Below are 21,605 nucleotides of genomic sequence, written 5' to 3'. Positions count from 1 at the left end.
AGCTCGTGACCCCCACCAGCCTAGCGATCCAAGCGCCGCGGCCAGGACATTCCCAGGGCCTCTGTGCTCGGTCTCTCAATCCCGGCGGACTGATCAGCCGCTCGCCCCTCGGCCGGGCGGTCCCAGACGTGACCACCACCGGGTCCGCGCCATGGGGCGCTCCCTGGAACGTGGACTTCGTTAGAGTCGGAGCATGAGTGAACAGACTCCACACCAGAACATCACCTTCTCGCTCGCCGGCATCGACGCGCAGGCCGAGACCGGTCACGGCTACCTGGCTCTTCCGGCGAGCGGCTCCGGGCCCGCAGTGATCGTGATCCAGGAATGGTGGGGCCTCACCGATCACATCAAGGACGTCACCGACCGCCTCGCCGCCGCAGGCTTCGTGGCCCTGGCCCCGGATCTCTATGGCGGGTCGATCACCCATGACGGCGCCGAGGCCCAGGAGATGATGTCGAACCTGCCCGCCGAGGAGGGTGCCCGGATGCTCGCCGGAGCCACCGATCACCTGCTCGGGCTGGACGCGGTCAGCTCCGCCACTGTCGGTGCCATCGGATTCTGCATGGGCGGGGGCTTCGTGCTGGCCATGGCCGCGCAGCAGGGGAACAAGGTCTCCGCGGCCGTGCCGTTCTACGGGGTCGGCCAGGGCGTGCCGGAGAGCTACGCCGGGATCACCGCCGCGGTGCAGGGACACTACGCCGAGCACGATGAGAGCTACCCCGTGGAGCAGGCCCGCGAGCAGGAAGAGGCGATCCGGGCGGAGTCCGGCGCGGAGGTCAGCTACTTCTACTACGACGCCGGCCACGCCTTCCACAACGACACCAACGCCATCGGCACTTACGACCCGCAGCGGGCCAAGCTCGCCTGGGACCGTGCCGTGGAATTCCTGCAGGAGAAAGTTGTCTGATCACGGCCGCGCCGAGGACGCAGAGCCCCAGCCACCCCTGCGGGGACTGAGGCTGGGAGCGATTCCGGGGGCGACGCCGGATAAGTGGGTGACCCGCTGGAGAGAGCGCTACCCCGACTTCACGCTGCGCGTGGAGCGCTTCGACGAGGCTGGCCAGCTGGAGCGGGTCCGCGCCGGCACCGTCGACGTCGGCTACATCCGGTTCCCGGAGGATGCAGCGGCCGGAATCGGCGAAGATCTGCACCGAGTCTGGCTCTACCGGGAGGCCCCGGTGGTCTGTGCCTCCCGGGATCACTGGGTCGCAGCCGCTGAATCCTCGGTGACCTGGGAGGAGATCGCGTCGGAGCCGTTCTTCGATCCGGCAGAGCTGCGCGCCGAGATCTCCGCGCCGGAGGCGGCGCAGTCAGCGACCGAGCACCCCGAGCTCGACCGTGACCCTGACGCTGCTCCGGTCCCGCCCTCGGAAGGTGCTGAGCCAGACCCTGCAGCGCAGCTGGATCCGGTGCACACGCCCAAGCGCGGGGTCGATCTGGCGGCGGGGGAGCGGATGGCGCTGGAGATCGTCGCCGCGGGCACCGGTCTGGTGATCCTGCCGAGTTCGGTGGCGCGGATGTTGAGCCGCCGGGACATCGTGATCCGAGAGGTTCAGGGGGTCCTGGGCTATGACGTGGGCCTGGCCTGGCTTCGGGAGGCCGATGGCCCGGTGATCCAGGAGTTCATCGGGGTGGCGCGCGGGCGGAAGCCTGGCAGCGGGCGCAACGAGATCAGCCCCGCCTCCGAGACCAGGTCGGCCTCGAAGGCGTCGACATCGGACTCCAGGTCGAAGACAGACCCGAAGTCGAAGTCCGGTGCTAGGCGGGGAGCTGCTGGCGCAGCGCCTGGGCGCTCGCGGTCGGGTCCGAAGCCTGGGTCACGGCGCGGACAACCACCACGCGGTCGGCGCCGGCCGCGGTGACCTCACCGATGTTGGTGGCATCGATCCCGCCGATGGCGAAGAAGGTCTTCCGGCTTCCCAGCCGCGCCGCCTGTGCGGGCAGCTCCAGACCGACGGCGGCCCGTCCTGGTTTCGTAGGTGTCTCCCAGATCGGTCCGGTGCAGTAATAGTCCAGGCCGATGTCAGAATCCGCCTCCTGCACCTGCTCGATGGTCTGACAGGAGCGTCCGATCACGACGTCGTCGCCCAGGACCAGCCGGGCCTCTTCCGTGCTCAGATCCTCCTGGCCGACGTGGAAGACATCAACCCCCGTGATCAGCGCGACGTCGGCCCGATCATTGGCCGCCGAGAGCCCGCCGTACTCATCTGCCACCTGGCGCAGCAGGACCAGGGCGGCGATCTCGGTCTGGACGGTCACCTGCTTATCGCGGACCTGGATGATGTCCACACCGCCGGCGTAGCACGCCACATAGAACTCGCGCAGCGCGTCGAAGTCGAGCTCATCCACCGGACCCGCCTCGGGGCGCGTGACGAAGCGCTGCAGGTCTGTGCACACGTAGAGACGCGAGCCAGACAGGCGCTCGCGCCGCATACGACCCAGATGTTTGGGGTGCGGGGTGTGTGCCATGGTGTCATTCTCAGTCATGCCTCCTACATTAGGGCACCCCTGCAGCGCCGTGCCTGCTTCCGTGCCGGAACCCTGAGAGGTGAAGCTCAGAGCCTCGGTGCGCCTGAGCCCGGGCCCAGGCCCAGGCTGCCCACCAGGTCCTGGTAGAGCGCGTTGTGCCGCAGCAGCTCGGCGTGGGTGCCGGCTGCGATGATCCGGCCGGCGTGCATCACGAGGATCCGATCGGCGTCGATCACCGTGGAGAGCCGGTGTGCCACCGTGATCACGCTGGCCCGGGTGGCGTGATCACGGATCGTGCGGTGCACCGCCGCCTCGGTGATCCCATCGATCTGCGCGGTGGCCTCATCCAGCAGCAAGATCCGCGGCGCCGCCAGCAGGGCGCGCGCCAACGCCACCCGCTGGCGCTGGCCTCCAGAGAGGTTCGTCTCGGTGAGCCGCGTATCGAGGCCCTCGGGGAGGGAGGAGACCTTCTCCGCGAGCCGGAGTCGTTCCAGGACCTCCGCGACGGCCTGATCACTGGCTGCCGGGTTGGAGAAGAGCAGATTCTCCCGCAGTGTGCCCGGGACCAGGGGCGTCTCCTGCTCCACATACGCCAGAGCGCCGCGTACCTCCGCGTGGCTGAGCTCCGCATAGGGCGTGCCGAAGAGTCGCAGTGTGCCTGCCGAAGGTTCCAGGAAGCGCTGCATCAGGGACAGCACTGTGGTCTTGCCGGCACCGGATGTGCCGACCAGGGCGATATGGCCCCGGGGCGGTATCGCCAGGTCAAGGTCGATCACCGCCGGATCGAGGTCCGCGCCGTAGCCGGCGGTGACCCCCTGGAACTCCAGCGCCGGGCCGTCCCAGCCGGCGGGCGGCTCAGACCCGGCACCCGGTGCGGGAAGGTCCTGGCGACGTTGCGCGTCCTCCTCCACCGGCTGAGTCGCGGGCACGATGCTGACATCTGAGAGCTCGGACTCCACCGGCAGCTCTTGGATCTGGCCGATCCGCGCCGCGGCGGCCAGCCCGGACTGCAGCGCTGTGAGGTCCTCGGTGAGCTCCAGGACCGGGCCGGCCAGGCCCCACACGTAGAGCAGGAACGCCACCAGCACGGAGACGGTCATCTCACCGGTGGAGACCCGGTAGGCGCCCAGGGCCAGCACTGCGATGACCGCGGCGTTGACTCCGGCCATGCCGATGGTCCATGCCGCGGCTTGGATCCGCACCGACTTCAAGCTCCAGCGGCGCGACTCGCCCACGTGGCGCATCAGCTCAGCAAAGCTGCGAGCCTCTGCCGTGGAGGACTTCACGGTCTTGATCGCGCGCATCGTGCCGGTCAGCTCCTCACCGAGGTCTCCGAGGCTTGCCTGGGAGCGCTCCTCCACCCTGGAGATCTGCGGCATCAGCACCACGAACACGAGGCCCACCAGCAGCACCGAGGCAAGCGTGGTGCCCAGCAGCACCAAGTCCAGAGTGGCCATCAGTGCCAGGGAGCCGAGAACCATGATGCTCCCGTTGACCAGGCCCACGATGGAGTTCGACGCCGCCTCGTTGAGCAGCAGGGTGTCCGAGGTCACCCGGGTGACCAGCTGGCCCGGCCCGCGCCTGCCCAGGTCGAAGACTCGGGCTCCGAGGTAGCGGGTGATCATGGCGCGGCGGGCGTCGTAGACCACGTCCTCGGCGAGCTTGCCCAGCATCACCCACTGGAACCAGCTCACCACCGCGCCCAGGATCAGCAGAGCGATGAGCACCAGCACCGGATCACGCAGGGAACCGCCGACGGCGACCGTCTCGAGCACCCACTGGGTCACCAGCGGCGTGGCCAGCGCCATCGCCGAGACGAGGAGGGAGAGCAGCAGGGCGGAGACCAGGACCTTGCTGTAGGGCCGCGCGAAGGCCCAGAGCAGACGCATTCTCACGGAGGTGGAGACGGCGCTCTCGCTCACCGACATGGACACTATTCAGGCACGGGCGGAATTCCGGCGCAATGGCTCGGGCCCGTACTGGCGGCCCCGAGCACGCAGAAGCGGCCAGGACCTCTCGGGTCCTGACCGCTTTGTCGTGATGGATCCGGCCCGGGGCCGGTCAGTGGGGCGTTCGGCTCAGCCCTGTGCCACCAGGGTCAGGAACGCGTGGTTGAAGTCATCGAGGTCATCGGGAGTCCGTGAGGTCACAAGACCCTCGCTGACGACGGCGGACTCGTCCACCCATTCGGCTCCGGAGTTGGTCAGGTCCGTCTTCAGGGACGGGAAGCTGGTGACCCGGCGACCCTTGACCTGGTCGATCTCGGTGAGGATCCACGGGCCGTGGCAGATCGCTGCCACCGGCTTCTTCGCCTCGAAGAACGCCGAGACGAAGCGCTGGGCGGCCTTGTCGATCCGCAGGCTGTCCGCGTTCAGGGTGCCGCCGGGCAGGATCAGCCCGTCGAAGTCCCCGGCGGAGGCGGTGCTCAGCTGGACATCGACGTCGAAGTGCTCCGAGTGCTTCCAGTCGCCCTCCATCGCCTGCAGCGACTCCTCATTCGGGGAGACGATGCTGGGGGTCCCGCCGGCCGCCTTGATGGCGGCGATCGGCTCGCTGAGCTCAGGCAGCTCCACGCCGTCGGTGACCAGCAGAGCGATGTTCTTTCCGGTGATCTGGGGGGTGTTCTCAGCCATGATGATGCTCCTCGTGATCGATGGTCAGGTCAGGCCCGTCAGGGTCATCTGCACCTGTGGAATCTAATGCGCAGCGCTGATCGGTCCCAGGGTGCTTCCTGTGCGCGCGCTGAAGACCGACTGCTGTCTTGCTGATGTGCACACTGGATGCACCAGCGAAATGCGGGGTCAGAGGACCTGGGAGGCCTGGTCGAACTCGAACCGCTCGCCGCGCGGGTACTGGGCGGCCTCGTCGCTGCTGGGGCCGTGTCCCAGGTTGAGCACCATCAGGGTCTGCCAGCCGGTCTCAGCGTGGACCTCGGTGTCTACGCCCTCGGGGTCGAGTCCTCCCATCGGACCGACGTCGAGCCCGACCGCGCGCAGCGCCAGGATGAAGTACCCGGCCTGCAGATAGGCGTTGTCGCGGCCCATCTTCTCGCGGAACTCGACCCGCGGGGCGAACTTCTCCCGGAGCCCGTCCATCTGCGGGTACAGCGTGGGCATGTGCTCGTGCCAGTTCGGGTCGTACGCCAGCACCACGCTGATCGGTGCGGCGGAGGTCTTCTCCCCGTTGTCGCCTTTGAGATGTCCGACGACGGCGTCGCGCCGTTCCCCGGGGCCCAGCACCGTCAGGCGCATCGGCTGGCAGTTCATGGAGGTCGGGGCCCAGCGGGCGTCCTCGTAGGCCTGCTGGATCAGCTCCAGGTCCACGGTCCCTTCCGAGAAGAGGTGCGTGGTGTGGCGACCCTCGAAGAGTTGGTGCATGGTCTGGCGGTCCACTGGTGCAGTCGCCGTGGGCATGAGGGCTCCTCGTACTTGTCGATGTGTGCGTGCAGGTGCCGCGTGCGGCATCACTGAACAGCAACGTCGAGGCCTGCGCAGTTCTTCCCCGGAGCCTGTGTACTACGAGCCCATGTCACGCCAGACCACCGGCGCCGGGGCAGATTCCTCCGGTCCCGATGAGGTCACGCTTGTCGCTCGCGCCCAGGACGGTGATCTGGTGGCATTCGAGCAGCTCGTGGACCGTTACGAATCCCGACTGCTCGGACTCTGCATCCGTATGCTGCGCCATCGCGCCGACGCCGAGGACATCGTTCAGGACACGTTCCTCACGGCCTGGCGCCGACTGGACTCACTCGATGAGCCCTCGGCGTTCAAGGCCTGGGTCTTCCGGCTTGCCAGCAATGGCTGCCTGGATCTCCTGCGGCGTCGTCGCTCGCGCGGAACTGAGGCTGTTGATCCTGCCGACATGGTGGAAGAATTAGCGACAGGTCCCTCGGTGGAGGAGCGGGCGGAGACCTCCGCCGCTGTGCGGGAGCTTGATCGGGTGCTGGTCACCCTTTCCCCGGAGCAGCGGATCGCCTGGTTGCTCTACGAGATCGAGGGCCAGTCCTACGCCGAGATCGCCGAGGTGCTGGGCGTGACCGAAGGGAGCGTGCGAGGACGGATTCATCGCGCACGCCTGGCCATCGTCGAGGGAATGAAAGGATGGGCATGACACAGCCGCCCTCAGACCCGCGCGAACCCGCAGATCAGGATGTCTTCGATGACATCAGCGAGGCGCAGGCCTTGGAGAGCTATGACCGGCTGCGCACCGTGGTCGATGACTACCGCCGCACCGAGACCGCCGCCGGCGAGGAGCTCACCGGGTTGAAGGCTCGCATCATGAGCATCGTCGAGGACGAGGCGGCTCGAGGGCCCAGCACCTCCTTGTACTCCTCTGCTGGTCTTCCCTACGCCATGACCACCGCCTCACTGCGCGCTCAGGTCCGCGCCGCAGTGGACGCGGAGCCTGGCCTGCGCGCCCGCAGGGTCAAGGTCCTCTCGGAGAGCGCGCCGGGCGCCCCGCTCGACCTGCGAGTCACCTTCACGATGTCTGCCGGACAGTCGCTGATCGAGTTCGCTCCGCGGCTGCGTGCTCGGATCGCAGAACGGATCGAGCTGATCATCGGCGTGCGAGCCGGGTATGTGGATCTGGTCGTAGAGGACATCCACGATGAGTGAGATCACCGGCGGGGCTGCCCAGGACGGTGGCGCACCACAGGACGGCGGTGAAACCCAGGGCCTTGAGGCACCCCGGGACAGTGCTGGGCACAGTGACCGCTCAGCCCTGGAAGCCGCGGTCGTGGAGTCGGTCTCCTCCGTCCCGGGAGTGGCGCGCCTGGTGCCGAGCTTCCGGCAGGTGCTCACCGCCGCCGCGCAGCGACTGCTCAAAGCCGACGCGACGCCCGCCACCGGGGTGGACATCGTCAGGGAGCCCGCCGGCGTCGTCGTCTACGTCGACCTCTACACCGACGGCAGCCGCCCTGCCGGCGTCGTGGTCGATGATGTCAACGCCGCGATCCAGTCGCTGATGCATCAGGAGCTGCCCGCCGGTGCGGGTGCGGAAGCAGTGCAGGTCAGGGTGCGCGTGATGGGTGTCTCCGATGCCCGCTGAGGGCGCTGCCACCGCTGCTGCCTCAGCGCCCGGGAGCGCGCCGAGTCCGCTGGTCACCGATCGTGGCGTCACCACGGTCGAGGAGATCGTGGTGCGCAAGCTTGCTGGACTTGCCGCCCGCCAGGTGCCCGGGGTCCACGCCCTGGGCAGCGCCGCACGCCGGTCCTTCGATGCGCTCTCCGAGCGGATTCCGGGCTCTCGCACGCAGGCTGGCGGCGGGGTCGCAGTGGAGACCGGTCAGCGGCAGGCGGCCGTGGATCTGATCGTCATCGTGGACTATGGGGCCCCGATCGTCAACGTCGCCGGGAAGATCCGCCGGGAGGTGGTCCAAGCGGTGGAACATGGCACCGGGCTTCAGGTCGTCGAGGTCAACATCACGGTCGCCGATGTCCTCATTCCCGGTGACGAGGAACCGCCCGGGGAAGTCGACCGGGCGCTGCGCTGAACGCCCGGACCCCTGGCGCTGCTCCCGGCTGAGTGTCGCGGGCCAGGTCCGTCCGGGTGTGCGCGCGAACTCGGCGCACCTGGTAACCTCGAAGCCTGGCCGGAACAGGCCAGATGCGGGCGTAGCTTAATGGCAAAGCTTCTGCTTCCCAAGCAGACGACGCGGGTTCGATTCCCGTCGCCCGCTCTGTGAACACCAGGGCGAACACCGCAGTGATCGGTGCCGGCGTGATCGGTCTGCTGACCGCCTGGCAGCTGCGTCTGACCGGCTGTGACGTCACCGTCATCTCTCCAAGCATCGCCCAGGACGCATCCTGGGCCGCCGCCGGCATGCTCGCCCCGATCAGCGAGGTCCAATACGGTCAGGACGATCTCTGGCCGATCATGACGGCTTCCCGTGCGGAGTACCCGCAGTTCCTCGCCACGCTCTCCCGCGCCACTGACGTGCCCACCGGCTATCGCGAGAACGGCACGCTGCTCATCGCCGCCGACCGCTCCGACCGTGACGCCGTGGCCGAGCTGGCAGTTCTCCAGCGCGAGCACGGTATGGAGGTCACCGCGCTGACCAGCTCCATTCTGCGCCGTCGTGAGCCGGGCCTCGCCCCGGGGCTCTCGAAGGGATGGGATGTCCCCAGCGACCACCAGATCGATCCGCGCCAGCTCGTCGCCGCCGCCCGCGCCGCCCTCGAGACGGAGCTGGACGCGCAGCAGTTCCCCGAGGCCGGAGCCCCGGTCCGATGGCTCACCGCCACGGTCACCGCGGTCGAGGAGTCTGCTGTCGAGGAGTCCGCTGCCGCAGCCCCGCCCGGGGAGCGCGGAAGACCGGGGCAGCGCTTCAGCGTCACCACCGACGACGGCGCGGCGCACCGCTTCGACTCCGTGCTGCTCATCCCCGGGCTCGGCTACCCCGAGATCACCGGGCTTCCAGAGACCTGCCCGCTGGATCTGCGTCCGATCCACGGGGATGTGCTGCGCCTGCAGGTCACCCCGGCCCAGCTGATGCCCGGGGAGTCCCACATCCTGGACGCGACGGTCCGAGCAAAGGTGAACGGCCGCTCCGTCTACCTGGTCCCGCGCGCCGACGGGGGACTGGTGATCGGCGCCTCCTCCCGGGAGGACGGTCTCACCGGCACCCACGCCGGATCCGTCCAGGAGCTGCTCACTGACGCCGTCGCCGTGCTCCCAGGGGTCAAGGACATGGAGCTCACCGAGGTCACCACCCGTGCCCGCCCCGGCACCCCTGACGAGCGGCCCTACCTGGGACAGCTGCGCCCGGGACTGGTGGTCTCCACCGGGTACTCCCGGCACGGAATCCTGCTCGCCCCGCTGGCCGCCAGGCTCGGTGCCGCGCTGCTGCACGCTGCTCCTCAGGATCTCGCGCTGCAGGATCCTGAGCCCCAGGATCCCGCGCTGCCGGATTCCGAACTGCAGAGCCCAGGGCCGTCAGAGCCGCTAGAGCCGACCGGCGACCGGGCCGAAAGGCTCAGCGCTCAGGACCGCCAGCTGCTGGCGAGCATGCGGCTCACCCGGCACCAGGACTGACTCACTAGACTGGTCCCGGCCCGCACTCGCTGGCCCGAGGCCTGCACCGGACCAGGAACACACCTGGCCCGCGCCGTGTTGTGCCAAGACCACCCGCACCAGATGACGTGGAGAACCATGCTCACCGTCCGCATCAATGAAGAACACGTGAAGCTGCCCGAGCAGGCCACGGTGGTGGACGCCGTCGCGCAGACCACCGGGCGCGCCCTGAACTTCGACGGAACCCCCGCCGACGGCGGCAGGCTCGGCGTCGCCGTCGCGATCGGCGCCGCCGTCGTCCCGCGCAGCCGCTGGGCCGCGACCACCCTGACCGGGGGCGAAGAGATCGAGATCGTCACCGCCGTGCAAGGCGGCTGAGAAGAGAGCCTCATGACCACACCATCGCCCGCAGCAGATCTGCCCGCCCTCGAGATCGCCGGCTACACCCTGGCCAACCGCCTGATCATGGGCACCGGCGGCATTACCGACCTCGATGCGCTGGAACGCGCCCTGCTGGCCTCGGGAACCACGTTGACCACGGTCGCGATGCGCCGATACAGCCCGGAGACCAAGACCTCGGTGTTCTCCATGCTGGAGCGGCTCGGGATCGACATCCTGCCCAACACCGCAGGCTGCTACACGGTCAAGGACACGGTGCTCACCGCCGAGCTGGCCCGCGAGGCGCTGGAGACCGACCTGATCAAGGTGGAGGTCATCGCCGATGAGCACACGCTGCTCCCCGATGTGATCGAGACCCTGGAGGCCACCGAGCAGCTGGCCGACCGCGGTTTCATCCCGATGGTCTACACCTCCGATGACCCGGCCGTCGCGCTGCGCCTGGAACAGGCCGGCGCCGCGGCGGTGATGCCGCTGGGTGCGCCCATCGGCACCGGTCTGGGCATCCTGAACCGGCACAACATCGAGCTGATCACCTCCCGGGCCAGCATCCCGGTGGTCCTGGACGCCGGGATCGGCAGCGCCTCCGAGGCCGCACTGGCCATGGAGCTCGGCTGCGACGCCGTACTGGTCGCCTCCGCGGTGACCCGCGCGCAGCGCCCCACCGAGATGGCCACCGCGATGCGGTTGGCCGTGCACGCCGGCTACCTCTCCGCCCGCTCCGGCCGGATCCCGCGGCGCGAGCACGCCCAGGCCTCCTCCGCCTTTGACGGCCGGATCGCCCCGATCGACGAACTCACCTGAGGAAGCTGCCACGATGAATGATCTCTCCCAGTTCTCCCGCACCCAGATGGAACGGTTCCAGCGGCACTTCTCCCTCGACGGCTTCGGCATCGAGGCCCAGGCGAAGCTGCTGAACTCCCGGGTGGCGGTCATCGGCGCCGGGGGTCTCGGCGCACCGATCCTGACCTACCTGGCCGCCGCCGGGGTCGGCACCATCGAGGTGATCGACCACGACGTCGTCGACCGCTCCAACCTGCACCGCCAGGTGATCCACTCCGAGACCAGCATCGGTGAGCCCAAGACCGCCTCCGCCGCTGCGGCGATGCGCGGACTCCACCCCGAGGTGGTCATCCACGAACACCGGGAACCGATCACTGCCGCCAACGCCTTGGAACGCATCGCCGAGGCGGACATCGTGGTGGACGGCTCGGACAATTTCGCGACCCGCTACGTGGTCGCCGATGCCTGCGAGATCGCGGGAAAGCCCATGGTCTCCGGCTCGATCCTGCGCTTCGCCGGGCAGGTCAGCCTGTTCTGGGCCGGACACGGACCCACCTATCGCGACCTCTACCCCGAAGCCCCCGACGCCGGGGAGGTCCCCACCTGCGCCCAGGCCGGCGTGCTCGGCGTGCTGCCCGGGGTGATCGGCTCCATCATGGCCACTGAGACCATCAAGTTCCTCACCGGGATCGGTCGCAGCCTGCTGGGACGGGTGCTGATCTATGACGCGCTGGACGCCAGCTTCCGCGAGGTCAGCCTGCACCCGGACCCGGATCGAGTCCCGGTGACCAGCATCGGCGCCGACGTCACCGGACTGGGCGGGTTCAGCCCCGAGGCTCCCGCGGCTGCACCGCACCCTGCGGATGAAACGTCACCGGCGGCCGAACCGCACCCGGCCTCGGAGCCCGCCCCGGACGCCGTCGAGGACCTCGACTTCAACCCCTTCACCGGGGACCCCAAGCTGGCCGATGAGCTCACACCCCGGGAGCTCCGGGCGCTCATGGAGGCTGGGCGCATCGGCGGCATCGTGGACGTCCGGGAGCCCTGGGAGCACCAGCTGGGCACCATCGAAGGTGCGGTGAACATCCCGCTGGGGACGCTGCACCAGGACGACGCCGGGGTCGCCGGTCTCGACGCCGGCGCGGAGAAGCCCGTGGTGCTCTACTGCAAGGTCGGGGTCCGTTCCCGGCAGGCGCTGGAAGTGCTGCGCCGGCGCCACCCGCAGGCGCAGCTGCGCAACCTCATCGGAGGCTACGAACTTTATAAACAGCTCTGAGCCTCGCGGGGTGCGGTAGTTTAGTGGGGTGAGTGCATACCTGGCGGTCATCGGTGAATGCTTGGTAGATGTCGTCCATTCGGAGACATCTGCCCCCAAGGCGCACGTCGGGGGATCGCCGTTCAACGTCGCGGTCGGGCTCGCCCGGCTGGAGCACGACGTGGTCTTCGCCGGTCGCCGCGGGGACGATGACTACGGACGGATGATCGCGCGCAGTCTGCGCGCCCAGGGCATCACCGCCCTGCTCGACGCCGACGCCTCCCCGACCTCCGTCGCTCGGGCCACCCTGGACCCCACCGGGCAGGCCAGCTACGAGTTCACCCTGGACTGGACGCTTCCCAGCGCCGCCGAGCTGGAGCAGAAGTTCTGCGACCTGGCCCGGGAGGCGAAGCCCGACGCCGCGGCAGAGGCTGCCCCCGAGTCCGGCCCGCTGGAGCACCTGCACACCGGGTCGATCGGGGCCATGCTCCAGCCCGGCGCCGAGACGGTCAAGGGCGTGCTGGACCGGGCACGGACGGTCGCGACCATCTCCTATGACCCGAACTACCGCCCCACGCTGGTGCCCAACCGCGAAGAGGCCCGCAGCCAGGCCGAGGAGTTCATCGCCCGGGCCGACGTCATCCAGGCCTCCACCGATGATCTGGACCTGCTCTACCCCGAGCGCAGCCACCGCGAGACCATGGAGGCCTGGCTCGAGATGGGCCCCGCCCTGGTCACCGTGACCCGCGGACCCTCAGGGGCGATGGGACTGACCCGGGCAGGTTTCGCCGAGCAGGAGGCCTTCTCCATCGAAGTGGCCGACACGGTCGGCGCCGGAGACTCCTTCATGGCCGCCACGCTCTCCACGCTGCGCGGGATGCACCTGCTCGGCGCTTCACGACGAGCCGCGCTGCGCGAGATCAGCACCGAACAGCTGGGCACCGTGCTGCGCACCGCCGCGCGCGCCGCCGCGATCAACTCCTCGCGATTCGGCGCCCAGCCGCCCACCGCAGAGGAGCTCACCCAGGCCCTCGAGAGCTGAGCCGATGACCGAGCTCTCCTCCCGCGCCCTCGTCCCCTCGCTCGCCGCAGGCCCGGTCCACCTGATCGCCAGCGACATCGACGGGACCATCCTCAGCTACACCCACACCCACTCCGGCTCCGTCTCGACCCGCACCGTCGACGCCTTCCAGGCGGCCCAGGCGGCCGGGGTCCAGGTCGTGCTGGTCACCGGCAGGCCGGTGCGCTGGCTCAAGCACATCAGCCAGACCCTCGGCGCCCTGGGCACCGTGATCGCCTCCAACGGTGCGGTGATCTATGACCTCGCCGCGGACCGGCTGATCCACGAGTCCGCGCTGAACGCCGAGGCGCTCTTCAGCGTGAAGGACATGATCGCCCAGATCGATCCGCAAGCCTCCTTCGCCGCAGAGACCCTGCAGCACCTGCACATGGAGGAGCCCTTCATCGCCGGCTCGCTGTTCTTCGAGGAGGACCGCCGCCGGGCCGCCGGCGTCACGGAGGAGGACCTGCGTCTCGGGCCCCTGGATGAGACCCTGGAACGTGACGGGCTCACCGACGCGGCGCAGACCCCGGGCAGCGATGTCACCAGCGCCCATGTCACCGACCGGGTGGTCAAGCTGCTGTGCAAGACCGACACCATGGCCCCGGATGAGTTCCTCGGCCGGGTCCAGGAAAAGGTCGGCGACCTGCTCACCGTCACGCACTCGGCACCGGGGATCAGCCTGCTGGAGCTCTCCGCCCCCGGGGTGAACAAGGCCGCCGGCCTGGCCCGCTACGCCGCGTCCCTGGAGATCGAGCGGGAACGCGTGATCGCCTTCGGGGACATGCCCAATGACATCGAGATGCTGCGCTGGGCCGGGACCTCCTGGGCCGTCGGATCCGCCCATCCGCTGGCCCGCACGGCCGCGAATCACACCGCAGCCTCCTGCGACGAGGACGGCGTCGCGCAGGTGATCGAGAAGCTGCTCACCGGGGAGCTCTAGATGGCCCGGCCCTACCGTCGGCACCCCTACCGGGACGTGGCGTACCTGCTGAACACCCGCCCGGGCCCGCTGCACCACCGGCCTCTGGCCTTCGCCCACCGAGGCGCGGATCCGCGCCGGGAGAACACCATGGGCGCCTTCCGCCGGGCGGTGGAGCTGGGATTCCGCTACCTCGAGGTCGACGTGCGCACCTGCGCCGACGGGACCCTGGTGGTCTTCCACGACGAAGAGCTTGATCGCACCACCACCGGCAGCGGCCCCGTGAGCGAGAAGACCTGGGAAGAGCTCGCCGGGCTGCGCGTCGGCGCCGAAGGCGAGCTGGCCGAACCGATGGTGCGCTTCGAGGAGCTGCTGAGCGCCTTCGAGGACGTGCACCTCAACGTGGACCTCAAGGACGCGGCCGCGGTGGAAGAGTTCGTGCGGCTCATCGAGAAGCATCAGGCGCATGACCGGGTGCTCGCCGCGAGCTTCAACGATGCCCGCCGGCACCACGTGCGGCGCCGGCTCACCCGACCGATCGCGACCTCGGGCGGCTGGACCGTGACCGCGCTGCTGGTGCTGCTGGGACCGCTCGGGCTGCTGGGCCGGCTCACCGGGCGCCTCACCGAGATCGACTGTGTCCAGGTCCCGATCTCCCAGGGCAGGCTTCGCGTCGTGACGCCACGCTTCGTCCAGCGCTGTCACCGGGCGGGGCTGCAGGTCCACGTGTGGGTGGTGGACGATCCCCGTCAGATGCACGAGCTGCTGGACATGGGAGTGGACGGTCTGATGACCGACGACGCCGAGGCGCTCGCCGAGGTCATGCGAGAACGCTCCGTCTGGCCGCAGCGCTGAGCCGGGCGAGGAAGTCGTGACCGCCCGGGGTGCTCAGTCCCAGGGTGCTGAGTCCCGATGGCTGCGGCTGTGGGGGGTCGGGAAGCTGCTGCTGGGCGGGGTGAGCGTCGGCTCCGCCCTCGAGCTCCTCGGGATCCCCGCCGGGATGCTGATCGGAAGCATCATCGGATCGGCGTTGGTCAACCAACCCTGGACCCGCCGGATGAAACCCGCGCGACTGCCGATCCTGGCACGCCAGATCGGTCTGGTCACCGTCGGTCTCGCCGCAGGGGTCCTGCTCACCGTGGATTCGCTGCTGAACACCGCGGCGATCGCCCTGCCCGTCGTGCTGGCCTATCTGGGTCTGACCGCGCTGAACCTGATCTTCATCACCGTGCTGATGTCGCGCTACCAGGTGGACCCGGTCACCGCAGTGCTGGCGGTGACTCCGGGAGGGCTCGCCGAGGTGACCTCGATCGCGATCGACAAGGGCGCGCAGGTCGCGGTGGTGCTCAGCGTCCACGCGGTCCGGCTCTTCTCCCTGGTGCTGGTGATCCTGCCGATCCTGCTGCTGGTGCTCTCATGAGGACGGTGACCCGATGACGGAGCTGCCCGCACTGCTCGCGGTGATCGCCGGGTCAGCCGCCGCCGCGCTGATCTTCCGCGGGTGTCGGATCCCGCTGTGGCCGATCACCGGCGGTCTGGTGGGAGCCGCTGCCGTGAACCTCGGTTTCGGCCTGGCGGTGCAGGTCCCGGATCTGATCGTGCTCTTCGCCCAGCTGCTGGTGGGCACGGCCATCGGCGCCACGATCGCCCCGGACACCTTCGCCCAGTTCAGACGCTTCCTCGCCCCCGGCACCCTGGCCGTCGGGGCCGTCCTCGCGGCGGGTGTGCTCTTCGGTTGGATGTTCGCGGTGCTAGGCATCCTCGACCCGGCGGAGGCGATGCTCTCGCTGATGCCAGGCGGTGTGGGGGAGATGGTGACCGCCGGGGTGGCGCTGGGCCATGACGGCGCGGTGATCATCGGTGCTCATATGGTGCGGCTCTTCACCGTGCTGCTCAGCCTTCCCCTGGTGCTCTGGGCCGCCGTGCGGATCCAGCGACGCTGGGTCACCGGGCAGGACGGGGCCGAGCCGGACCCGTCCTAGCCCACCGGTTCAGATGTCCTGGCGACTGCGCTTGCGCACCGCGGCACGCACGGTGAACGCCAGCACCAGGGCCAGCAGACCGTAGATGAACCAGGTGATCGGACTGTCGATCAGTGCCGCGTAGTCGCCGTCCGAGGACAGCAGGGCGTCTCGGATGGAGGTCTCGGCCAGGGGCCCCAGCACCATGCCGATCATCAGCGGGGCCAGGGGATAGCCGTAGCGTCGCATCCCGAAGCCGAGCACGCCGATGCCCAGCAGCAGCAGCAGGTCGAAGACCCGCCCCGAGGTGGCGAAGACCCCCAGCCCGCAGAACAAGGTGATGCCGGCGTAGAGATAGGGCTGCGGGATCAGCAGCAGCTTCGACCACAGCTGCGCGAAGGGCAGGTTGATGATCAGCAGCACCACCATGGCGATGAAGAAGCTCGCCAGCAGCGCCCACACCAGATCGGGGTTGCGGTCGAAGAGCAGCGGCCCCGGCTGCAGGCCGTACTGCCGGAAGGCGGCGAGCATGATCGCCGCGGTCGCCGAGACCGGCAGCCCCAGGGCCAGCAACGCCCCCATGGCCATGCCGGTGGTCGAGTTCCCGGCGGCCTCCGGGGCGGCCAGGCCGCGGATGGCGCCCTTGCCGTACATCGGGAACCGACGCCGCCGGTCCAGTCGGCGCTCCACGTCGTAGGCCATGAAAGTGGGCACCTCGGAGCCGCCCACCGGGATCACGCCGAACGGCAGCCCGATCGCGGTGCCGCGGCCCCAGGCAGGAGCCGCCTCCTTGAACTCCGCCCACTTCAGCCAGGGCCGCCCGGCGGACCGGGTCTTCAGGTCCCGACGATCCCGCTGCGCCCGCGAGGCCACGTAGAACACCTCGCCCAGCGCCAGGATCGCCACCGTCACGGTGATCAGAGAGATTCCCTCGAACAGCTGCGGAGCTCCCATGGTGAAGCGCTGGGTCCCGGTGACCGCGTCGATGCCCACGGTGGAGATGCCCAGGCCCAGCACCAGAGATGCCAGACCCTTGGGCACCGAGTCGGAGACCACCGAAGAGGTCGCGATGAACGCGAACACCGCCAGCGCGAAGTACTCGGCCGGCCCGAAGTAGCGGGAGAGCTCCGCCAAGGTGGGGGCGAAGAACACCACGATCGCCGAGGCGATGATCCCGCCGATGAACGCGCCGATGGCCGCCGTGGCCAGCGCCTGGGGTGCCCGCCCGTCCATGGCCATCCGGTGGCCCTCGAAGGTCGAGGCGATCGCGGAGGCCTGCCCCGGGGTGTTCATCAGGATCGCCATCGTCGAGTCGCCGAAGAGCCCACCGAAGTAGACCCCGGCGAAGAGGATGAACGCCGCCGTCGGGTCCAGGGCGAAGGTCATCGGCAGCAGCAGCGCCACCGCCATCGAGGAGCCCAGGCCGGGCATCACGCCCACGGCGGTGCCCAGCAGACACCCCACCACGACCCAGAGCAGATTCATGGGGGTCAGCGCACCGGCGAACCCCTCCATCAACAGTGACAGTGATTCCATCTCAAAAACCGCCCCCCAGGATGCCCGAGGGCAGGTTCAGACCCAGCGCGACCCCGAAGGCCAGGTACACCACGGAGCTCATGAACAGTCCCACCAGCACATCGAAGAGCGGCCGGCGGGACCCGAAGCCGCGCGCGGCGCACCAGAACAGCAGCCCGCCGGCGAGGATCCAGCCCAGCCAGGGCAGCAGCACGGCGAAGGCGAGGAAGCCCCCGACCGTCCAGCCCAGTGCCGTGAAGTCGGAGTGGAACCGCCAGGACCGCCCGGACGCGTTCTCTGGGTGCTCAGGGCGCCGCAACACCCCCAGGGCGATGATCCCGGCCAGCACCAGTCCCAGCACCCCGAGGATGCCGGGGAAGAACTGCGGACCCGGGAAATCGGCGTCACCGGCGTCCATTCTCGCCACCCCGATGAGGATGTAGAGGCTGAACCCGGCGATCACGGCGGGCATGATCAGCCCGGAGCGCCCGTACCAGAAGGTGCCTTCCCCGGCGGGGGCCGGGCCTGGCAGGTCGGACTTCTCGGCAGGCGCGCCGGAGCCCACCGAGGCCGAGGGCTCCTCGTGCGCCGCCGCGGACGCTGGCATCGAGCCGCTCACTGTTCCATCTCCTCGAACAGGCCGCCGATGCGCTCGGTCTCCTCGGCGATGTACTGATCCAGCTCCTCGCCCTGCAGGGGCGCCTCGCGCCAGTAGTTCCGTTCCACGGTGGCCTTCCATTCCGGGGTCTCAACGGCCTCGTCGATCACCTCGGTCAGAGCCTGGACCTCCTCGTCGGTGGCGCTGGGCGGGGCGAACAGCGCCCGCCAGTTGGTCAGGGTCACGTCGTAGCCCTCCTCGGCCAGGGTCGGGATGTCATCGACCCCGTCGAGGCGCTCCTCGGCGGCCACCCCGAGCACCCGCAGCCGGCCGGACTCGACCTGGGGGTACATATCAGCGAAGCCGCCCGCGGCGGCGACGGCGGTCCCGTTGAGCAGCGCCTGGATCGCTTCGCCGCCACCGTCGGAGGGGATGTAGGTGGTCTCACTGGGCGCGATGTCCGAGACCAGAGCGATCTCGGTCATCACCAGCTGGTCGAAGGAGCCGCCGCCGGTCCACGGCGTGCCGCTGGGGTCCTGCTGCCACGCCTCGACCAGGTCTCCCATGGTCTCGTGGGGTGAATCGGCCGGAACCACGACGATGTCGTACTCCTCGAGCACCTTGGCCACCGGGGTGACGTCCTGGAGCCGGGAGGGGGTGTCGAACTGGATCTGGGCCGCGATCTGCCCGGTGCCGCCGACCATCAGGTTGTTCGCCTCGGGCAGCTGTGCGACGTTGCCGATGGCGATGGTGCCACCAGCCCCGGGCACGTTGATGACCTGGACGTTGCTGACCAGATCGTTGGTCTGCAGGCTCTGCTGCAGCTCCCGCTGGAAGGTGTCCCAGCCGCCGCCGGCCGCCGCCGGTGCGATCAGCGTCATGTTCCCGCGCACATCGGTGCCCCCGGAGGCGGACTGGATGGAGAAGAACGAGGCGGCCGCCACGCAGCCCACTGCGACGACGGCGAATGCCCCTGTGAGGATCTTCTTGGTGCGCGATGGCGGTGCGGCATCTGGTATGGCCTGCTGGCTCATCAGTTCCCTTCGGCGCCGATCAGCGTCACTGCGGATCGGACTCTCTCGTGTAGTGCGGCGCGCACCGGATCGCCAGTGACCGGTGTCACGCCATAGGGCGGTATCCTACACAGGTCGGGCAGCGCTCTTGCAGTTCCGAGGTCAGACTTCCACTTCGTGGTCGCTGCAGCGGATCGCGCGGATCTTCGACACCGCATTCGCACCTTCTCAGACACCCCCTCGACTCACGCCTCGACCCCACCTTCGATCTCCAAGGAGCACCTGATGACCGTTCTCGTCGCCGGCACCGACACCGCCGAGGGGCAGGCCGCCTACACCTACGCGCTCCAGGAGGCGGCGCGACGCGGTGAAGAGCTGCTCTACTTCGGGCTCAGCGGAGAGCAGCCCTCCCCGCAGACTGCCGCCGAGGCCGGAGTCCAGCAGAGCTACGCGCAGCCGGATGCGCGCGGCAAGGACGGCATCGGGGACCTCCTGGACACCGCCGAGCGCACCGGGGCCTCGGTGATCGTGGTCGGGATCCGGCAGCGCACCCCGGCAAGCAAGTTCATCATGGGCTCCGCGGCGCAGCAGATCATCCTGCAGGCCAACACCCCGGTGCTCTGCGTGAAACCCGGCATGAACCCCCGCTGAGCCTCACTCCCAGGACGGGTTCTGGGTGTCGATCTGCTCGACGACGGTCTGGACCGCGTCCCGCTGAGCCTGGCTGCGCCCATGTCCGGGGAGCACCTGCGCCCACCCGTCCACGGCGACGTCGCCGAAGTTATGGCCGTGGCTCGGCGGGACCGCCTCGCTGACCAGCATGTCCGCCACCAGGTGCGCGAAGGTGACCCCCGGGATCCAGCGCATCGAATCGCTGACGTCGGGGCCGCGGCCCCCGGCGGCCGAAGGCCCCTGGAGCCATTCCGGGGACCTGTGGATCACCGCAGGGTCCAACCAGGTGATCGGATCGGTGGCGTGCTGGAGGTAGCCCAGGCGCGGCTGTTGCCAGGCCCCGTCGAGCGCGGCGAAGTCACCGGGCTTGGACTGCCAGCGCACCTGCTCACCTTCCCGGTAGACGGGCTGCCAGACCGGGCTGCCCGGGTCCCGGTTCGCCTGCAGGGTGGCCCAGGGCTCGGTGTTCGACGGAGGCCCGGTGAACAGGGCCGCGTCGGTGCGGGCCAGCAGGTCATCGAGGTCCTCGAAGCTGCCGGACATGCCCAGCGCCCCGAGGCTCAGCCCGTAGACCACCAGTCTGGGCCGCTCCGCCTCGGGCAGCTCCCGCCAGCGCTCGTGCACGGCCTCGAAGAGCGCCCGGCTGGAGTCTTCTGGGAGCTCGGGATCGAACAGGAAGGAGACCCAGCTGGGCTGGGTCGAGTACTGCATCGACGCGCTGGCGACGTCCCCGGCGTAGAGGTACTCCAGGGCCGCGATCGCCTGCGGCTCAAGCCAGCCCGAGCCGGTGGGTGTGGCCAGAAGCAGCACCTCGCGGTCGAACCCGCCGTGGCGCTCGAGCTCCGCCGCGACCAGCTCGGCGCGGGCCTGAAGGTCCGCACCTTGGGAGAGTCCCGCGTAGACCCGCACCGGCTCCTGGGCAGCGGTCCCGGTCACGGCGCTGATCTGCGCCGCGCTGGGGCCACCGCGGGCGAAGGCTCGTCCCTGCCGGCCCAACCCGTCCCAGGCCAGAGCGGAGTCCGGGCCCCCGGAGCGGCCGGGGAGCACCGGGGCGGTGATGCCTTCGGGCGTCGCCGCATCACGGTCCTGATAGACCTCCGCGACGACGCCGAGCCCACCGCCGAGAAGTCCCAGGACCAGCGCCAGGACCGCCACCGGGCCGGTGGCATGTGAGGCCCAGCGGGCCTGCCGGAGGGATCCGCCGCGGCGAGCCACCTGAGCACCCGCCGCCTGCCGCAGCGCCCTGATCCCCCGGACGATGCCGAAGAGCAGCAGCAGTGTGGTGAACATGCTGATCAGGAACGCGAGGTGTCCGGCGCCGTCGACCGGTTCCATCTCCACCAGTGCGCGGACCTCGTTCTGCCAGGACACCACGAGCGCCCCATAACCGAGCACATAGACCAAGAACCCCACCCCGATGGCAGCGGCCAGGCCCGCCGCGCGAAGCGGCGACCGGCTGCTCTGCGCAGCCGGGCTGGACCCGGCAGGTGGATTCGTTGCCGCCCCGGAGGCTGACCGCCCACCGTGCACACGCCGGGCGAGGATCCGCGCAGCGGCACGCACCGCGAACCCGAGCTGGAAGCCGATCATGAACCACAGCCCCGCCATGACCCCCTGGAAGACCGTGGGGCGGGGCACCAGGGAGGGGGTCAGCGCGAGGGACGCCAGGGCCAGGGCAAGGATCAGGTTGATCAGGTGCGCTCGCAGAAACTCAGCGCCGCGCGCGGAGAACCCCGCCATGTCGTCCCGCCTCTCGTGAACCACCTCGGCGCGGCCCTGGACCAGGAGCTTCCAGCCCAGCAGGTCGATCCGTGAGCGAAGTCTAGGCCTGTCGGGCCCGTTGCGGCAGTGCCCGCTTCAACCCCGGTGAGCCTCACCCGCCCCGGGTCTGCCTCATCTCACCCGGTCCTGATCTGGTCCTGCAGTATGAGGACCCGCCCAGGCACG

24 protein-coding genes and 1 tRNA gene are annotated in these 21,605 nt (G+C 69.5%); 17 read left to right on the top strand and 8 right to left on the bottom strand.

Translation table 11 applies throughout. The features are described from left to right. The first annotated feature begins 193 nt into the window (after nucleotides 1-193). Nucleotides 194-907 carry a dienelactone hydrolase family protein gene (locus tag HNR24_RS09640; RefSeq protein WP_058887939.1) on the top strand — a complete coding sequence of 238 codons (714 nt, stop codon included), beginning with the start codon at nucleotides 194-196 and terminating at the stop codon, nucleotides 905-907. Further along, a complete protein-coding gene (locus tag HNR24_RS09635; protein ID WP_083504658.1) occupies nucleotides 873-1,862 on the top strand; it encodes a LysR family transcriptional regulator substrate-binding protein in 990 nt (329 codons plus the stop codon). The genes HNR24_RS09640 and HNR24_RS09635 overlap by 35 nt, the downstream gene beginning before the upstream one ends. On the opposite strand, the gene thiE is transcribed toward HNR24_RS09635, so the two are convergent. From thiE to HNR24_RS09615, 4 genes are all read right to left on the bottom strand, one after another. After that, the gene (gene thiE / locus HNR24_RS09630) at nucleotides 1,759-2,487 is read right to left on the bottom strand and encodes a thiamine phosphate synthase (protein WP_083504659.1); all 729 of its coding nucleotides are present in this window, start codon (nucleotides 2,485-2,487) and stop codon (nucleotides 1,759-1,761) included. The two genes, HNR24_RS09635 and thiE, sit on opposite strands and share 104 nt — an antisense overlap. Nucleotides 2,488-2,555: 68 nt before the next feature. Next, nucleotides 2,556-4,391 carry an ABC transporter ATP-binding protein gene (locus tag HNR24_RS09625; protein WP_220477200.1) on the bottom strand — a complete coding sequence of 612 codons (1,836 nt, stop codon included), beginning with the start codon at nucleotides 4,389-4,391 and terminating at the stop codon, nucleotides 2,556-2,558. Nucleotides 4,392-4,547: 156 nt separating this feature from the next. Next, complete coding sequence (locus HNR24_RS09620) at nucleotides 4,548-5,102, bottom strand: type 1 glutamine amidotransferase domain-containing protein (protein ID WP_058887941.1); 555 nt, start codon at nucleotides 5,100-5,102, stop codon at nucleotides 4,548-4,550. Between the two features lie 168 nt (nucleotides 5,103-5,270). Then, nucleotides 5,271-5,882, bottom strand: a complete 612-nt coding sequence (locus tag HNR24_RS09615; RefSeq protein WP_058887942.1) for a malonic semialdehyde reductase — start codon at nucleotides 5,880-5,882, stop codon at nucleotides 5,271-5,273. 112 nt (nucleotides 5,883-5,994) lie between these two features. Here HNR24_RS09615 and HNR24_RS09610 point away from each other — a divergent pair, with 112 nt between their 5' ends. The 14 genes from HNR24_RS09610 to HNR24_RS09545 all read left to right on the top strand — a co-directional run bounded on the left by HNR24_RS09610 (nucleotide 5,995) and on the right by HNR24_RS09545 (nucleotide 15,881). Further along, a complete protein-coding gene (locus HNR24_RS09610) occupies nucleotides 5,995-6,579 on the top strand; it encodes an RNA polymerase sigma factor (protein WP_058888167.1) in 585 nt (194 codons plus the stop codon). Then, the gene (locus HNR24_RS09605) at nucleotides 6,576-7,085 is read left to right on the top strand and encodes a hypothetical protein (protein WP_058887943.1); all 510 of its coding nucleotides are present in this window, start codon (nucleotides 6,576-6,578) and stop codon (nucleotides 7,083-7,085) included. Before HNR24_RS09610 ends, HNR24_RS09605 begins: the two co-directional genes overlap by 4 nt. Next, entirely contained in the window at nucleotides 7,078-7,518 is a 441-nt protein-coding gene (locus HNR24_RS09600; RefSeq protein ID WP_058887944.1) for a hypothetical protein, read from the top strand. Before HNR24_RS09605 ends, HNR24_RS09600 begins: the two co-directional genes overlap by 8 nt. Beyond that, nucleotides 7,508-7,963 carry an Asp23/Gls24 family envelope stress response protein gene (locus HNR24_RS09595; protein ID WP_058887945.1) on the top strand — a complete coding sequence of 152 codons (456 nt, stop codon included), beginning with the start codon at nucleotides 7,508-7,510 and terminating at the stop codon, nucleotides 7,961-7,963. Before HNR24_RS09600 ends, HNR24_RS09595 begins: the two co-directional genes overlap by 11 nt. Nucleotides 7,964-8,078: 115 nt before the next feature. Next, nucleotides 8,079-8,149, top strand: a tRNA-Gly gene (locus HNR24_RS09590). Between the two features lie 2 nt (nucleotides 8,150-8,151). Next, nucleotides 8,152-9,504 (top strand): FAD-dependent oxidoreductase, encoded by a 1,353-nt coding sequence (locus tag HNR24_RS09585; protein ID WP_182495664.1) that lies wholly within the window; start codon nucleotides 8,152-8,154, stop codon nucleotides 9,502-9,504. A 117-nt stretch (nucleotides 9,505-9,621) separates the two neighbouring features. Further along, nucleotides 9,622-9,861, top strand: coding sequence for a sulfur carrier protein ThiS (gene thiS / locus HNR24_RS09580; protein ID WP_182495663.1), 240 nt, complete (start codon nucleotides 9,622-9,624; stop codon nucleotides 9,859-9,861). A 12-nt stretch (nucleotides 9,862-9,873) separates the two neighbouring features. Then, a complete protein-coding gene (locus HNR24_RS09575; RefSeq protein ID WP_058887948.1) occupies nucleotides 9,874-10,683 on the top strand; it encodes a thiazole synthase in 810 nt (269 codons plus the stop codon). Nucleotides 10,684-10,696: 13 nt separating this feature from the next. Beyond that, nucleotides 10,697-11,938 (top strand): molybdopterin-synthase adenylyltransferase MoeB, encoded by a 1,242-nt coding sequence (gene moeB, locus HNR24_RS09570; protein WP_058887949.1) that lies wholly within the window; start codon nucleotides 10,697-10,699, stop codon nucleotides 11,936-11,938. A 28-nt stretch (nucleotides 11,939-11,966) separates the two neighbouring features. Further along, nucleotides 11,967-12,959 carry a carbohydrate kinase family protein gene (locus HNR24_RS09565; RefSeq protein WP_058887950.1) on the top strand — a complete coding sequence of 331 codons (993 nt, stop codon included), beginning with the start codon at nucleotides 11,967-11,969 and terminating at the stop codon, nucleotides 12,957-12,959. A 4-nt stretch (nucleotides 12,960-12,963) separates the two neighbouring features. Continuing rightward, a complete protein-coding gene (locus HNR24_RS09560) occupies nucleotides 12,964-13,920 on the top strand; it encodes a Cof-type HAD-IIB family hydrolase (RefSeq protein ID WP_058887951.1) in 957 nt (318 codons plus the stop codon). Next, nucleotides 13,921-14,754: a glycerophosphodiester phosphodiesterase family protein gene (locus HNR24_RS09555; protein WP_058887952.1), complete on the top strand. Its 834-nt coding sequence runs from the start codon at nucleotides 13,921-13,923 to the stop codon at nucleotides 14,752-14,754. A 16-nt stretch (nucleotides 14,755-14,770) separates the two neighbouring features. Further along, nucleotides 14,771-15,319: an AbrB family transcriptional regulator gene (locus HNR24_RS09550; RefSeq protein WP_182495662.1), complete on the top strand. Its 549-nt coding sequence runs from the start codon at nucleotides 14,771-14,773 to the stop codon at nucleotides 15,317-15,319. 13 nt (nucleotides 15,320-15,332) lie between these two features. Further along, the gene (locus HNR24_RS09545; RefSeq protein ID WP_182495661.1) at nucleotides 15,333-15,881 is read left to right on the top strand and encodes an AbrB family transcriptional regulator; all 549 of its coding nucleotides are present in this window, start codon (nucleotides 15,333-15,335) and stop codon (nucleotides 15,879-15,881) included. 9 nt (nucleotides 15,882-15,890) lie between these two features. Here HNR24_RS09545 and tctA read toward each other — a convergent pair whose 3' ends face one another. The 3 genes from tctA to HNR24_RS09530 are packed head-to-tail and all read right to left on the bottom strand — an operon-like array spanning nucleotide 15,891 to nucleotide 19,007. Continuing rightward, nucleotides 15,891-17,396: a tripartite tricarboxylate transporter permease TctA gene (gene tctA, locus HNR24_RS09540; protein WP_182495660.1), complete on the bottom strand. Its 1,506-nt coding sequence runs from the start codon at nucleotides 17,394-17,396 to the stop codon at nucleotides 15,891-15,893. Nucleotide 17,397: 1 nt separating this feature from the next. After that, nucleotides 17,398-17,994: a tripartite tricarboxylate transporter TctB family protein gene (locus HNR24_RS09535; RefSeq protein WP_310735423.1), complete on the bottom strand. Its 597-nt coding sequence runs from the start codon at nucleotides 17,992-17,994 to the stop codon at nucleotides 17,398-17,400. Next, nucleotides 17,991-19,007: a tripartite tricarboxylate transporter substrate binding protein gene (locus HNR24_RS09530; protein ID WP_182495659.1), complete on the bottom strand. Its 1,017-nt coding sequence runs from the start codon at nucleotides 19,005-19,007 to the stop codon at nucleotides 17,991-17,993. The genes HNR24_RS09535 and HNR24_RS09530 overlap by 4 nt, the downstream gene beginning before the upstream one ends. Before the next feature lie 264 nt (nucleotides 19,008-19,271). Between HNR24_RS09530 and HNR24_RS09525 the strand changes: the two genes are divergently transcribed. After that, nucleotides 19,272-19,637: a universal stress protein gene (locus HNR24_RS09525; protein ID WP_182495658.1), complete on the top strand. Its 366-nt coding sequence runs from the start codon at nucleotides 19,272-19,274 to the stop codon at nucleotides 19,635-19,637. Between the two features lie 3 nt (nucleotides 19,638-19,640). On the opposite strand, the gene HNR24_RS09520 is transcribed toward HNR24_RS09525, so the two are convergent. Then, on the bottom strand, nucleotides 19,641-21,398 hold the full coding sequence (locus HNR24_RS09520; protein ID WP_182495657.1) for an alpha/beta-hydrolase family protein: 1,758 nt from the start codon (nucleotides 21,396-21,398) through the stop codon (nucleotides 19,641-19,643). Between the last annotated feature and the right edge of the window lie 207 nt (nucleotides 21,399-21,605).

Source organism: Nesterenkonia sandarakina, assembly GCF_014138825.1.
Classification (GTDB): Bacteria; Actinomycetota; Actinomycetes; order Actinomycetales; family Micrococcaceae; genus Nesterenkonia; species Nesterenkonia sandarakina.
The sequence above is the reverse complement of the archived record's forward strand: the minus strand, read 5'-3'. Positions and strand labels throughout refer to the sequence as shown.

Coding starts and splice junctions, on each gene's coding strand:
- HNR24_RS09605 (WP_058887943.1), top strand. CDS start 6,576: ATGACACAGCCGCCCTCAGACCCGCGCGAACCCGCAGATCAGGATGTC.
- HNR24_RS09555 (WP_058887952.1), top strand. CDS start 13,921: ATGGCCCGGCCCTACCGTCGGCACCCCTACCGGGACGTGGCGTACCTG.
- HNR24_RS09615 (WP_058887942.1), bottom strand. CDS start 5,882: ATGCCCACGGCGACTGCACCAGTGGACCGCCAGACCATGCACCAACTC.
- HNR24_RS09640 (WP_058887939.1), top strand. CDS start 194: ATGAGTGAACAGACTCCACACCAGAACATCACCTTCTCGCTCGCCGGC.
- HNR24_RS09595 (WP_058887945.1), top strand. CDS start 7,508: ATGCCCGCTGAGGGCGCTGCCACCGCTGCTGCCTCAGCGCCCGGGAGC.
- HNR24_RS09575 (WP_058887948.1), top strand. CDS start 9,874: ATGACCACACCATCGCCCGCAGCAGATCTGCCCGCCCTCGAGATCGCC.
- HNR24_RS09525 (WP_182495658.1), top strand. CDS start 19,272: ATGACCGTTCTCGTCGCCGGCACCGACACCGCCGAGGGGCAGGCCGCC.
- thiS (WP_182495663.1), top strand. CDS start 9,622: ATGCTCACCGTCCGCATCAATGAAGAACACGTGAAGCTGCCCGAGCAG.
- HNR24_RS09545 (WP_182495661.1), top strand. CDS start 15,333: ATGACGGAGCTGCCCGCACTGCTCGCGGTGATCGCCGGGTCAGCCGCC.
- HNR24_RS09530 (WP_182495659.1), bottom strand. CDS start 19,007: ATGAGCCAGCAGGCCATACCAGATGCCGCACCGCCATCGCGCACCAAG.
- HNR24_RS09610 (WP_058888167.1), top strand. CDS start 5,995: ATGTCACGCCAGACCACCGGCGCCGGGGCAGATTCCTCCGGTCCCGAT.
- HNR24_RS09600 (WP_058887944.1), top strand. CDS start 7,078: ATGAGTGAGATCACCGGCGGGGCTGCCCAGGACGGTGGCGCACCACAG.
- HNR24_RS09560 (WP_058887951.1), top strand. CDS start 12,964: ATGACCGAGCTCTCCTCCCGCGCCCTCGTCCCCTCGCTCGCCGCAGGC.
- tctA (WP_182495660.1), bottom strand. CDS start 17,396: ATGGAATCACTGTCACTGTTGATGGAGGGGTTCGCCGGTGCGCTGACC.
- thiE (WP_083504659.1), bottom strand. CDS start 2,487: ATGACTGAGAATGACACCATGGCACACACCCCGCACCCCAAACATCTG.
- HNR24_RS09620 (WP_058887941.1), bottom strand. CDS start 5,102: ATGGCTGAGAACACCCCCCAGATCACCGGAAAGAACATCGCTCTGCTG.
- moeB (WP_058887949.1), top strand. CDS start 10,697: ATGAATGATCTCTCCCAGTTCTCCCGCACCCAGATGGAACGGTTCCAG.
- HNR24_RS09520 (WP_182495657.1), bottom strand. CDS start 21,398: ATGGCGGGGTTCTCCGCGCGCGGCGCTGAGTTTCTGCGAGCGCACCTG.